Genomic DNA, 13413 nt, shown 5'->3' on the forward strand with positions numbered 1-13413 from the left:
TTTTGCTCAATTTTTAATGAATAATAATGCTATTATAATGAAATAAAATGCCTATTTATAGAATTCAAGCATAAAGTTTCCCAAAAAAAAAAAACATAAAGCTTCCAAACGGAAAATTTATGCTTTACGTCACAAAAAATAAAAAACCACCAAATATGTATTTGGTGGAGACGGAGGGAGTCGAACCCTCGTCCAAAGATATCGGCACTTAAGCTTCTACGAGTGTAGTCGATATATTCGTATTTCGCTGAGCCATCTGCCTATCGACTGGCGCCCGGTCAGCTAGTCTGGTTATTCTCTTCCTTCATCCTCAGACGGTGGAATCCGGCGTAGCCCACTAAGTTTGAGTCCCTTACCCTACCACATGGGCAATGGAGGGAGGAACCACTAAAGCGCTATTAAGCAGCTAAAGCGAAGTTGTTTTGTTGTTTGCCAGTTATAGGCGTTGACGTTTTAACGAGGTCGATCCCCTCGACTCGCAACCTAAGCTCGAACTATCCCTGTCGAATCCGTAGCGTCCCCATTATAAGAAAAGCGTCGGTATTTAACCTATTCCCGCTTTATAAATGAGTCAAACATGACGTCATGCTGACGTTTCGGAAGCTCGAAATAGATGAGCTAAAGTTTGTATCACCACTTGGTGACATAAATTATTATAACATAGTGACAGAGAATTTCAATTGTAAGGTTTTGGAACTACATCTTCTGCCGTTCACGGAAAGCACGTTCAACCTCGCGTTTCGCTTCTTTTTTCTTCAGATCTTCACGCTTGTCATATTTCTTTTTCCCTCTTGCCAAGCCAATTGCCACTTTAGCATACCCATTTTTCAAATAGAGTTTTAGAGGCACAAGTGCATAACCGGACTGCTTTGTTTCACCGATCAGCTTGTTGATCTCCTTGCGGTGAAGCAGCAGTTTTCTTGTTCTTAACGGATCATGGTTATATCGATTTCCCTGCTCATATGGACTTACATGCATGCCAATCAAGAACATTTCACCGTTAATGATGCGTGCATAAGAATCTTTTAAATTAACGCGGCCATTTCGAATGGACTTAATCTCTGTACCCTGTAAAACAAGACCTGCTTCATATGTTTCTTCTATTGCATAATCATGAAAGGCTTTTTTATTTTGCGCAATAACCTTTCCACTACCCTTTGGCATACTGACTTCCCCCTTGTGTTGCAGCTCGCGTACAAAGCGTTTCCTTCTATTGTAGCAAAAAGGGGTTAAAAACGGAATATTGACTGCTCCAAGTGAATTCACACTTGGAGCAATAGCTTATCGTTTTTTCTTACGCTTTGCTTTTGGAGCATTCTCAAAATGCTTTTTATTCTTTTTATGTTTGCGTTTTGAACCTTCAGCAGCACTGCCTTTTCTCTCACCCTCACCACTTTTGCCACGGCGCGGTTTACGATCTGAGCTGCCTGTTTTAAATACTTTTGGTGCGTCATTTGTTTCACGGCGGCGAGTGCCCTTCATGCCGACAATTTCAAAGTCAATTGAACGCTCATCTTTATTGACATTGACTACACGTACTGTGATCTCATCACCAATTCGGAAAACCTTGCCTGTACGTTCTCCGATCATCGCCATATGGCGTTCTTCGTAGCGATAATAATCATCGGTCATATAGCTGACATGAACAAGTCCTTCAATCGTATTTGGCAGCTCGACGAACATTCCGAAGTTTGTAACAGAACTAATAATCCCGTCGTACTCTTCGCCAATTTTATCTGCCATATATTCTGCTTTTTTCAGCTCGTCCGTTTCACGCTCAGCTTCTACTGCCCGGCGCTCCATATTAGAAGAGTGCTCAGCAATATCAGGCAGAAGCATATTCCATTTCTCTCTTGTTGCTTGGTCAATTTTTCCTTCAATTAAATACGTGCGGATCAGACGATGCACGATTAAGTCCGGATAACGGCGGATCGGAGAGGTAAAATGCGTATAGAACTCTGTTGATAATCCAAAGTGTCCTAAGCTTTCCGGATCGTATTTTGCCTGCTGCATCGAGCGAAGCATAACGGTTGAAACCACCATTTCCTCTGGTTTCCCTTGTACTTCTTCAATGATTTCCTGAAGTGCACGCGGATGTACAGCATTGGCTGTTCCTTTTACGATATAGCCGAAGTTCGTGATAAATTCAAAGAATCGGCGCAGCTTGTCTTCTTTTGGATCCTCGTGAATACGATAGATGAACGGAACTTCCATCCAGTGAAAATGTTCAGCAACGGTTTCATTGGCCGCAAGCATGAACTCTTCAATCAAGCGCTCTGCAACTGAACGTTCACGAATAACGACTTCCTTTGGAGCACCTTCGTCATCAACAAGCACCTTTGCTTCTTTAAAATCAAAGTCGATTGCTCCGCGCTGCATCCGCTTCTTGCGTAAGATTGCAGCAAGCTCTTCCATCATTTTAAACATTGGCACTAATGGTTCATAGCGCTTGATCAGTTCTTCATCTTCATCCTCAAGAATTTTATTCACATCATGATACGTCATCCGCTCTGCCGTTTTAATCACACTTTGATAGATCTCATGATTGACCACTTCACCGTCTTCTGTAATCTCCATATTACAAGATAACGTTAAACGATCAACCTGCGGGTTAAGTGAACAAATTCCATTTGAAAGACGATGCGGAATCATCGGAATCACGCGATCAACGAGATATACACTTGTCGCACGGTCTGCAGCTTCGCGGTCAATTGAAGAATCCTCCGTAACATAATAGGTAACATCGGCAATATGTACACCAAGTCTGTAGTTTCCGTTCTCAAGCTTTGTAACCGTAACAGCGTCATCCAAGTCCTTCGCATCTGCGCCATCAATCGTCACGATCGTTTCGTTTCTGAGGTCACGGCGGTTTTTCAGTTCACTTTCATCAATGGTTTCAGGTGTATCAGATGCCTGCTTAAGCACATCGTCTGGAAACTCCATTGGCAGGCCATGCTTATGGATAACCGAAAGAATATCAACACCCGGATCATTTTTATGGCCAAGAATTTCAATAACTTCGCCTTCTGCGCTTTTTCGTCCTTCTGGGTAAGTTGTCAGTTTTACAACGACTTTATGGCCTTCTATTGCCCCTTTCGAGCTTGCTTTTGGGATAAAAATATCACTGGCAAACTTTTTATCATCAGGGATCACAAATCCAAAATGCTTGCTTTCCGTATACGTACCGACAATTTGCTGAATGCCGCGCTCTAGAATACGGACGATCGTTCCTTCTCTGCGCTGACCTGACGATTCAGCTGTTACACGAGCAAGCACGATATCCCCATGCATCGCATTATTTGTTTCATTTGGCGGGATAAAAATATCATCCATGCCCTGCTCATCCGGAACAACAAACGCAAAGCCTTTTGCATGGCCTATCATTTTTCCGCGGATTAAATTCATTTTTTCCGGCAGTCCATAACGATTGCTGCGGGTTCTAACGACTAACCCTTTTTCCTCCATTACAACGAGCGCCTTCACAAAATCCTTAAAATCAGCGGAATCTTCAATTCCAAATGCTTCTTCCAGCTCCTGAACGGTTAAAGGCTTATACGCTTCATCTTTCATATGGCTCAAAAGCTGTTCAATTATTTCTGCTGACTTATTCTCCAAAGGATTCCCTCCTTTTATATCTATTTGTTTTAGTCTTCCCAATTTAACTGTTCTAAAAACTGATAAACATCCTCGTGAAGCTCATCACGCTGTTTATCAAGCGTAATAACATGTCCAGATTCTTCATACCATTTTAGTTTCTTTAAATCGTTTTCTACTTCATTAAAGATAATGTTTGCACTATCAGTGTTAATCATGTGGTCATGTCTTGCTTGTGCAACAAATGTTGGCGAATAGATCATATCCACATGGTTTCTTACATCTGCAATCAGCTCTTGAAGGGCTTTTAGGGTATTCATTGGCGTTTTTTCAAATTCCGCCATCTCAGAATCAATCTGTTCCGCAGATTTCCCTTCAAGTTTTTTATATTCCCTAGCATACGCCAATATGCCCTTGTACATCGTCTCTTCGCTTTTAATATACATTGGCGCGCACATTGGAACAATTCCCTTTACAGGAACAGTGTAACCCAATTTAAGTGAAAATACGCCTCCAAGTGACAGTCCAGCAACAGCGATCTCCTGATGCCCCATCTCTTTTAAAAGCTCATATCCTTCCATTACATCCTTCCACCAATCCTCTGGTCCTGTATGAACAAGCTCTTCTGGCGGAACTCCATGACCTTTAAATAACGGTGCATGACACGTATAGCCTTTTCCTTCAAGATAGCGAGCCAGCATTCTGACGTCTGCAGTATTTCCCGTAAATCCGTGTAGAAGCAATACAGCTCTCTTTCCATTTCCGAACGTAAACGGCTTTGGTGCAACAACTTTCATTCTTCTTACCCCTTTTCAATCAAACGTTTGATTAATGTGTATGTTCTATTTTTAACAGACCGAAACAAAACAATCCATTTAGAAGTCTTGAAGGAGGAATATTATTCCATTTTTTCGAAGCATAATAAAAGCCTGACCTTTTTCGGCCAGGCAGGAAAGGCTTATAGAGCAAAATAAGATACAGCAATCGTTAATAGGAAAAATAGTACAGAAAGCACAATCGTTACACGGTGAAGAATTAAGTCAATTCCACGCGCCTTTTGTTTTCCGAAAAGCTGCTCAGCTCCTCCGGAAATTGCACCCGAAAGTCCTGCACTCTTACCAGATTGAAGAAGTACAACAACAATAAGTCCAATCGAAACAATGACCAGTAATGTAATGAATAATGTATGCATTAAGCCCACCTCCTGAAACTGAAACGTACACTTACAGTATTTTAAATTTTATCATATTTATTGGAATTGGACAATATCTTGGGTAAGATGTGTTGATTTTTTGTTGATTAGCCCTTCTGCCTCACACCGTATTTGTAAAAGCAACTGAATGAAGGAATGCGACTCCTTGTTTTCCTCTTTCAGCTTTTCCAGACGCCTTTTCCCTAATCTGCGGTCTAGCATAGCAAACGCCTTAATGACAGGGTCCTGCGATTGGAGCGCTTCATCAATAGACAGTTGGATATATTCAAGCAAAGAATGATACATACTGTATTCTGCAATCACATTCTTCTTTATTACAATCTGTTCTGCCTCCTCATAAGCATCAAGCAGGGCTGCTCTTTCCTTTGACTGAAACATAGTTGTCCAATCAGAATCATATGGAATCGGCTCTAGTTGCTGTTCTTCTTTTAACAACTGATATTGCTCTTCTACGTTCATTTCAAAGACTTGATCAGCTGCACAATAAATCTCTTTTTTATCTAATGTAATCCACATTCTGCTTGGCTGGTCATGCGCTTTTCGGTAAGCTGTTGTGCGGATTTCCAATCGTCCTTTAAGGGACTCGCATAAGCGATTTTCGAGTAGTTTTTTCAATTTGGTCCATTTCATGGGGGATTGCCTCCTTATTAACTTATATTTTATGACTCTATTCACATTTACGAAAGGAATTTTATAAAAAGAAGGGAATTATTTTAGAAAGGAGGCGATACTTTGATTGTTAAAGAACGATCCATTCCTGCAAGGATCTTTAGTTTAGAAGTTTTATCTGAAAGGCTGCTTATCAGCCATCCGAAAGTGCCGCTTATTCAACAGGATTTAATAAAAGTTTCGGCTGGGTTCAAGGGTGAAAAAGCCGTTTCCTATTACTTGGATTTCCTGCCCCCAAATGATGCCTTCATCTTTCACTCTCCCCGCTTACCCAGCGGAAAACACTACTTTCAAATTGATTATCTAATTCTCACACAGCGATATGCCTTAATCCTCGAATGCAAAAACTTCTTTGGTACATTATTTTTCGATCAATCCTTCAACCAGCTAATCCGCACAGCCAATGATAAAGAGGAAGGCTTTCAAGATCCAATCTCCCAAGCAAAGTGGCATCAGCAGCAGCTTCGGCAATGGCTGTACAAACATGATATTCAGATGCCAATTGAATTTTTCGTTGTAATCAGCAATCCTTCTACCATTCTAAAAACAAATCCCCAAAACCAGTATGCTTTGAAAAAAGTAATTCATGGCCACAGTTTGCTTGAAAAAATAGAGGAGGTGAATCAGCGTTATAAAAAAGAGCACTTGGATATGAAGGGAGTTCGCAAACTAAATAAGCAGCTGCTTAAAAGTCATACTCCAGAGTCATTTAATGCTTTGGATCGGTATGGCATCAGGCCAGAGGAGATTGTAACTGGAGTGAGATGTCCAAATTGCGGTCACCTTCCTATGATGCGAACGAAAAGAACATGGTTGTGTCCTAAGTGTGGTGCAAAGGACAGGCAAGCACATGTTAAAGCGTTACAGGACTATTTTTATTTGATGGGTCCGTCTATAACAAATAAACAATTTAGGGATTTTGTGCATTTGGAGTCCGTTCATGCAGCTCAAAAGTTGTTAAAAGCAATGGATTTGCCTTTTTCAGGTGATAAAAAGGGAAGAATCTACTTTAAACGAGAGTGAGAGAGATCACTTAGCTTGGATATTCGCCGTCCAGAGAATTTATTCGCTGAAAAAATGAATATATTCGCCGTTATTCCGATATATTCGCCGTTAAAATTTTTTATTCGCCATAAACATCATTTTATTCGCTAAATTCTAAATTAACATTTTCATTCCCTAAGATCTGCAATGTGAGAGCCAATTCATATACACCTTTAATGACGGCTGCAAAATAGCTCCCTAATATGACCAATTTTCAGTTAAATACTTGTCAAAAGAATCAGTTTGTCTCTTTCGGTTAGTTCCATACCAAAAAAACATTATAAACTCCAGTGAGTTTGAATATGTAATTTGATATATTCGCCGTCCTAAGAATATATTCGCTGTAAAATGAATATATTCGCCGTTATTCCAATATATTCGCCGTTAAAATTTTTTATTCGCCATAAACACCATATTATTCGCCAAAACGCCACTCAAAAAACCAAACACACAAAAAAAAGAGCGGCCCCCACAGGCCGCTCCTCACTCAAAACTTACTTGCTCAAGTTATAAAAAGATTTCAAACCATCATAAACAGCTAAATCGCCAAGTTCGTCTTCGATGCGAAGAAGTTGGTTGTATTTCGCGATACGGTCTGTACGGGACATAGAACCAGTTTTGATTTGGCCAGCGTTTGTTGCAACAGCGATGTCAGCGATTGTTGCGTCTTCTGTTTCACCAGAACGGTGAGAAACTACTGCTGTGTAGCCAGCGCGCTTCGCCATTTCGATTGCTTCGAATGTTTCTGTAAGTGTACCGATTTGGTTTACTTTGATTAGGATTGAGTTACCAACGCCTTGCTCAATACCTTGTGCAAGTTTCTTCGTGTTAGTAACGAATAGGTCGTCACCAACAAGTTGAACTTTGCCGCCAATACGCTCAGTTAATAGTTTGTGGCCATCCCAGTCGTTTTCGTCAAGACCATCTTCAATTGAGATGATTGGGAATTCGTTAACAAGCTCTTCGTAGAAGTTAACCATATCTTCAGAAGTTAAGCCTGTGCGTCCTTCGCCTGCAAGATCGTATTTGCTTGTTTCTTTGTTATAGAACTCAGAAGAAGCAACGTCCATTGCAAGGTAGATGTCTTTACCAGCTTCGTAGCCAGCGTTTGTGATTGCTTCGATGATTACTTCAAGAGCTTCACGGTTAGAACCAAGGTTTGGAGCAAATCCGCCTTCGTCACCAACAGCTGTGTTTAAACCTTTGCCAGAAAGAACCTTTTTCAAGCTGTGGAATACTTCAGCACCCATACGGATTGCTTCTTTGAATGTTGGAGCTCCAACAGGCATGATCATGAATTCTTGGAAGTCAACGTTGTTATCAGCATGAGAACCACCGTTGATGATGTTCATCATTGGAGTTGGAAGCTGCTTCGCGTTGAAACCGCCAAGGTAACGGTATAAAGGAAGTCCTACAGACTCAGCAGCAGCATGTGCAGCAGCCATAGAAACACCTAGGATAGCGTTAGCGCCTAGTTTGCCTTTGTTTTCAGTACCATCTAGTTCGATCATTGTGCGGTCGATGCCCACTTGATCTGTTACATCTAAGCCAATTACTGCTTCAGCGATAAGGTTATTTACGTTATCTACTGCTTTTTGAACACCTTTTCCAAGGTAGCGAGACTTGTCGCCATCGCGAAGTTCTACAGCTTCGTGCTCACCAGTTGATGCACCAGATGGCACCATTGCACGGCCGAAAAAGCCTGATTCTGTTAACACTTCTACTTCGATTGTTGGGTTACCGCGAGAGTCTAATACTTCACGAGCATATACATGTTGGATAAATGGCATAATAATTCTCTCCTTTTTATATAAAAAAATAGTTTAAAAAACAAGTTATTTCTTCAGAATGGATGTGCCTGTCATTTCTGTTGGCTTCTCAAGACCTAATAGATCCAAAACTGTTGGAGCAAGATCACCAAGAATTCCATCCTCACGCAAAGTCACGCCTTCTTTTGTCACAATGACCGGAACCGGATTTGTCGTATGAGCGGTCATTGGATTGCCGTCCAATGTCACAACTTCATCAGCATTTCCGTGGTCAGCAGTAATGATTGCATGTCCGCCCTTAGCTACAAGAGCATCAATAATCTTGCCAAGACATTCATCAACTGTTTCTACCGCTTTGATTGTCGGCTCCAGCATGCCAGAGTGTCCAACCATATCCGGATTGGCAAAGTTTAAAATGATTGCATCGAAATTATCGGCTTCAATCTCTTTTAAAAGAGCATCCGTTAATTCGTATGCACTCATTTCCGGCTGTAAATCGTACGTTGCAACTTTTGGAGAATTGATCAGAATTCTTTCTTCACCAGGGAACTTCTCCTCACGTCCACCACTCATAAAGAAGGTAACATGTGGATATTTCTCTGTTTCAGCAATTCGAAGCTGTCTTAATTTGTTTTGCGATAATACCTCTCCTAAAGTATTATCCAAGTTTGTTGGTTTAAACGCAACAAATCCGTCAACTGTTTCACTAAAATGTGTCAAACAAACGAAATATAGGCTATTCGGATGCTTTGGACCTCTGTCGAAAGATCTGAAATCCTTGTTCGTAAATGTATTGGAAATTTGGATCGCACGGTCAGGACGGAAGTTATAGAAAATAACTGCATCCTCGTCTTCGATTGCTCCTACAGGTGTACCGTCTTCTTTTGTAATAACAGACGGAATCACGAACTCATCAAAGATCCCGTTGCGATAATTATCCTCTACTAAATCAAGGGCAGAAGAATAAGAAGGACCTTCACCGTATACCATCGAGCGATAAGACTTTTCCACACGCTCCCAGCGTTTGTCGCGGTCCATAGAGTAATAGCGTCCAGAAATGGTCGCGAATTGGCCGACACCATATTCCTTCATCTTTTCCTCAGCAGCTTTGATGTACTTCTCAGCTGTTTTTGGTCCTACATCACGTCCATCAAGGAAGGCGTGCACATATACATTTTTTACGCCTTCTTCAGCAGCTAAACGAAGAAGTGCATATAAATGTTCGATATGGCTATGAACACCGCCGTCAGAAAGCAAGCCCATTAAGTGAAGATTCTTGCCCGTTTTCTTAACATGTTCAATTGCTGAAAGGAATGTTTCGTTTTTCTCAAAATTTCCTTCACGAATCGCAACGTTCACTCTTGTTAAGCTTTGGTAAACAACACGTCCGGCACCAATATTTAAATGGCCAACTTCAGAGTTACCCATTTGTCCTTCTGGCAATCCTACCGCTTCACCGCTTGCAACAAGCTGTGCATGCGGATATTGATTCCAAAACCGGTCAAAGTTTGGCTTTTTAGCTTGAGCAACCGCATTACCCATTGTTTCGCCTCTTAACGCGAATCCATCCAGGATAATCAGTGCTACTGGTGATTTAGTCATTCTTGCCTGCCTCCAATAATTGCAGGAATGATTGTGCTTCTAAGCTAGCACCGCCAACAAGAGCACCATCAATATCAGATTCGCTCATGTATTCTTTAATGTTAGCAGGCTTTACACTGCCGCCATATTGAATGCGGACTGCATCAGCAGCTGTTTGAGAGAATTGTTTTGCTACTACTTGGCGAATGTGTGCACATACTTCATTAGCATCTGCTGCTGTAGAAGATTTACCAGTGCCGATTGCCCAGATTGGTTCGTATGCAATAACTGTTTCTTTTACTTGATCTTCAGTTAATCCAGCAAGAGCTTTTTCAACTTGATCACCAACAAGCTGGTTTGTTTCGCCGTTTTCACGCTGTTCAAGCGATTCACCAACACAAACAATTGGAGTTAGACCGTGAGCAAATGCTGCCAATGTCTTTTTGTTAACAGACTCGTCTGTTTCGTTAAACATTTCACGGCGCTCAGAGTGGCCTAAAATGACATATTTCACACCAAGATCTGCAAGTGCAACTGGGCTTGTTTCACCTGTAAAAGCACCTGAGTTTTCAAAGTGCATGTTTTGTGCACCGATTTGTACAGCTGTACCTTCAGTGCTTTCAACTAAACGCTCTAAAAATAGTGCAGGTGCACAAACAACTGTTTCAACCTTTTCTTGATCAGGAACTAGTCCGTTTACTTCTTCAATAAATGATTTTGCCTCGGAAAGTGTTTTATGCATTTTCCAGTTTCCTGCGATAATAGGTTTACGCATGGTGGGCACATCCTTTCATTCGTTCTTTCATTTAGGCTGTTTCACAGATCTTATTGCCATCTTATTTCAAACAAGAGTAGCGTGATTTTCCACTGCATGGCACTCGCTTTCCGCGGGTGAGAGCTGAGCCTCCTCGGCGCTTTCGCACCTGCGGGGTCTCAGCTTTCTCACTTCTCCCGCAGGAGTCTCGCGCCATTCCGCTCCAATCAACTAGAATACTCAAAATAATTCTGTTCAAAAGTTAATAAACAACAATCAGTTTCCAACCTTATTTATCGTTTAACGCTACTACTCCAGGAAGTTCTTTTCCTTCGATAAACTCAAGGGAAGCACCGCCGCCTGTAGAGATGTGGCTCATTCTGTCTGCTAAGTGGAACTTTTCAACTGCAGCTGCAGAGTCTCCGCCACCGATGACTGAATATGTATCGTTTGCTTCAGCAAGTGCTTCTGCAACAGCTTTTGTTCCGCCAGCGAATTTGTTTAGTTCAAATACACCCATTGGTCCGTTCCAGATCACAAGCTTAGAATTTTGAATAACTTCGCTGTAAATTTCAGCTGTTTTCGGTCCAATATCTAATGCTTCCCAATCTGCAGGGATTTCTTCAATGGATACTACTTTTGTATTTGCATCTTCTGAGAAATCATCAGAAACAATTACATCAACTGGCATATAGAATTTAACGCCTTTTTCTTTCGCTTTTTCAATGAAAGAAAGAGCTAAATCCATTTTGTCTTCTTCTAGAAGAGATTTTCCGATCTCATGGCCTTGAGCTTTTACAAATGTGTAAGCAAGTCCGCCGCCGATGATTAGGTTATCTACTTTATCAAGAAGGTTTTCAATAACACCGATTTTATCTTTTACTTTTGCTCCGCCAATGATTGCAGTGAAAGGACGCTCAGGATTGGACATTGCTTTTCCAAGTACAGCTAATTCTTTCTCCATTAGCAATCCGGAAACAGCTGGAAGATGGTGTGCAATTCCTTCTGTTGAAGCATGCGCACGGTGTGCTGCTCCAAATGCATCATTCACATAAACATCTGCAAGTTCAGCAAAAGCTTTCGCTAATTCAGGATCATTCTTTTCTTCACCAGCATAAAAACGAACGTTTTCTAATAATAAAACATCGCCTTCATTCATTGTTCCTACTAATTCTTTAACAGAATCGCCATATGCCTCATCTGCCTTTTTCACTTCTTTGCCAAGAAGCTCTGAAAGACGTTTTGCAACAGGAGTTAAACGAAGTTCTTCAACAACGGCTCCTTTTGGACGGCCAAGGTGGCTTGCAAGAATAACTTTTGCTCCTTGCTCTGTTAAATAATTAATCGTAGACAATGCTGCACGTATACGTGTTTCGTCTGTAACTTGACCGTCCTTCATTGGAACGTTAAAGTCTACACGGCAAAATACACGTTTGCCTTTTAAATCAACATCTTTGACGCTTTTCTTGTTCATAGCAAAAGAACCTCCTATTAGAAGATTTGCTGATCTTCTAAATATAATATTTGCTTTGCCAATAAGAAACTCGTACACTGGCAAGCCTAAAAAAGCATGCCTGGGACGCAGTTTGCGCTAACTGCTTTTCATAAGCCATATGCCCATGAAAAGACAACGGGGGAGAGGGATATGTTCCCTGCTCCCCCGTTCCCATTTATCATTATAGACATTCACATATGTTATATCCATTATGATGAGGTTAAATTAGCGTTAATATCGGTAAAATTAAAGACCTTTTTGAGCGATATAATCAACTAGGTCAACTACACGGTTAGAGTAGCCAGATTCGTTGTCATACCAAGAGATAACTTTTACCATGCTGTCTTCTAGAACCATTGTAGATAATGCATCGATTGTAGAAGAAGCTGGGTTACCGTTGTAGTCGCTAGATACTAATGGCTCTTCGCTGAATGCAAGAATGCCTTTAAGATCGCCTTCAGCAGCTTCTTTAAGTGCAGCATTTACTTCTTCAGCTGTAACGTTTTGATCAAGCTCAGCAACTAAGTCAACTAGTGAAACGTTAGGAGTTGGAACACGCATTGCTCCACCGTTTAATTTACCTTTAAGTTCAGGCAATACTAGAGAAACTGCTTTTGCAGCACCAGTTGTTGTAGGAATGATGTTTTCAGCTGCTGCACGTGCACGGCGGTAGTCTTTGTGCGGCAAGTCAAGGATTTGCTGATCATTTGTGTATGAGTGAACTGTTGTCATCATACCGCGTTTGATTCCGAACTTGTCGTTTAATACTTTAGCAAAAGGAGCTAAGCAGTTTGTCGTACAAGAAGCGTTAGAGATAACATCATGTTGTGCTGGATCATATTTATCATGGTTAACACCCATAACAACTGTGATATCTTCGTCAGTTGCAGGAGCAGAGATGATTACTTTTTTAGCGCCAGCTTCTAAGTGTTTAGCAGCGTCAGAACGCTTAGTGAAACGTCCAGTAGATTCTACTACTACTTCTACGCCAAGATCTCCCCATCCAAGTTGAGCAGGATCGCGCTCTGCGATAACTTTTACACGTTGTCCGCCAACTACTAGGTATTCACCATCAACTGTAACTTCTTCGTTTAATGTTCCGTGAACAGTATCATATTTTAAAAGGTGTGCAAGCATATTTGCATCTGTAAGGTCATTTACTGCAACAACCTCTACATTAGGATTTTTTAAAGCTGCACGGAAAACCACACGCCCGATTCTACCAAAACCATTAATACCAACTTTTACTGCCATGAATAACTTCCTCCTTTGAAAGGATCATTTTTTTATTTAA

At 41.1% G+C, this 13413-nt stretch carries 11 protein-coding genes and 1 other RNA gene; 1 reads left to right on the forward strand and 11 read right to left on the reverse strand.

Features of this window, described 5'->3' with window-relative positions; genetic code table 11:
* Positions 1-162: 162 nt before the first annotated feature.
* The 6 genes from ssrA to J1899_RS19480 all read right to left on the reverse strand — a co-directional run bounded on the left by ssrA (position 163) and on the right by J1899_RS19480 (position 5437).
* Positions 163-522, reverse strand: a transfer-messenger RNA (tmRNA) gene (gene ssrA / locus J1899_RS19455).
* A 174-nt stretch (positions 523-696) separates the two neighbouring features.
* Positions 697-1164 carry an SsrA-binding protein SmpB gene (gene smpB / locus J1899_RS19460; RefSeq protein WP_066442645.1) on the reverse strand — a complete coding sequence of 156 codons (468 nt, stop codon included), beginning with the start codon at positions 1162-1164 and terminating at the stop codon, positions 697-699.
* A gap of 117 nt (positions 1165-1281) precedes the next feature.
* On the reverse strand, positions 1282-3570 hold the full coding sequence (rnr, locus tag J1899_RS19465; RefSeq protein ID WP_425515014.1) for a ribonuclease R: 2289 nt from the start codon (positions 3568-3570) through the stop codon (positions 1282-1284).
* Between the two features lie 74 nt (positions 3571-3644).
* A complete protein-coding gene (locus tag J1899_RS19470; RefSeq protein WP_214476081.1) occupies positions 3645-4391 on the reverse strand; it encodes an alpha/beta hydrolase in 747 nt (248 codons plus the stop codon).
* 161 nt (positions 4392-4552) lie between these two features.
* Positions 4553-4786, reverse strand: coding sequence for a preprotein translocase subunit SecG (gene secG / locus J1899_RS19475; RefSeq protein WP_066442642.1), 234 nt, complete (start codon positions 4784-4786; stop codon positions 4553-4555).
* Positions 4787-4843: 57 nt separating this feature from the next.
* On the reverse strand, positions 4844-5437 hold the full coding sequence (locus tag J1899_RS19480; RefSeq protein WP_214476083.1) for an SF0329 family protein: 594 nt from the start codon (positions 5435-5437) through the stop codon (positions 4844-4846).
* A gap of 102 nt (positions 5438-5539) precedes the next feature.
* Here J1899_RS19480 and J1899_RS19485 point away from each other — a divergent pair, with 102 nt between their 5' ends.
* The gene (locus J1899_RS19485) at positions 5540-6499 is read left to right on the forward strand and encodes an NERD domain-containing protein (RefSeq protein ID WP_214476085.1); all 960 of its coding nucleotides are present in this window, start codon (positions 5540-5542) and stop codon (positions 6497-6499) included.
* Between the two features lie 515 nt (positions 6500-7014).
* On the opposite strand, the gene eno is transcribed toward J1899_RS19485, so the two are convergent.
* From eno to gap, 5 genes are all read right to left on the reverse strand, one after another.
* Positions 7015-8310, reverse strand: coding sequence for a phosphopyruvate hydratase (gene eno, locus J1899_RS19490; protein ID WP_066442638.1), 1296 nt, complete (start codon positions 8308-8310; stop codon positions 7015-7017).
* A gap of 45 nt (positions 8311-8355) precedes the next feature.
* Entirely contained in the window at positions 8356-9891 is a 1536-nt protein-coding gene (gene gpmI, locus J1899_RS19495; protein WP_214476087.1) for a 2,3-bisphosphoglycerate-independent phosphoglycerate mutase, read from the reverse strand.
* Entirely contained in the window at positions 9884-10645 is a 762-nt protein-coding gene (gene tpiA, locus J1899_RS19500; RefSeq protein ID WP_214476089.1) for a triose-phosphate isomerase, read from the reverse strand. Before tpiA ends, gpmI begins: the two co-directional genes overlap by 8 nt.
* A 268-nt stretch (positions 10646-10913) precedes the next feature.
* Positions 10914-12098: a phosphoglycerate kinase gene (locus J1899_RS19505; RefSeq protein WP_066442635.1), complete on the reverse strand. Its 1185-nt coding sequence runs from the start codon at positions 12096-12098 to the stop codon at positions 10914-10916.
* A gap of 267 nt (positions 12099-12365) precedes the next feature.
* A complete protein-coding gene (gap, locus tag J1899_RS19510; protein WP_066442634.1) occupies positions 12366-13373 on the reverse strand; it encodes a type I glyceraldehyde-3-phosphate dehydrogenase in 1008 nt (335 codons plus the stop codon).
* Between the last annotated feature and the right edge of the window lie 40 nt (positions 13374-13413).

Source organism: Cytobacillus gottheilii (assembly GCF_018582665.1).
GTDB lineage: Bacteria > Bacillota > Bacilli > Bacillales > Cytobacillaceae > Cytobacillus > Cytobacillus gottheilii.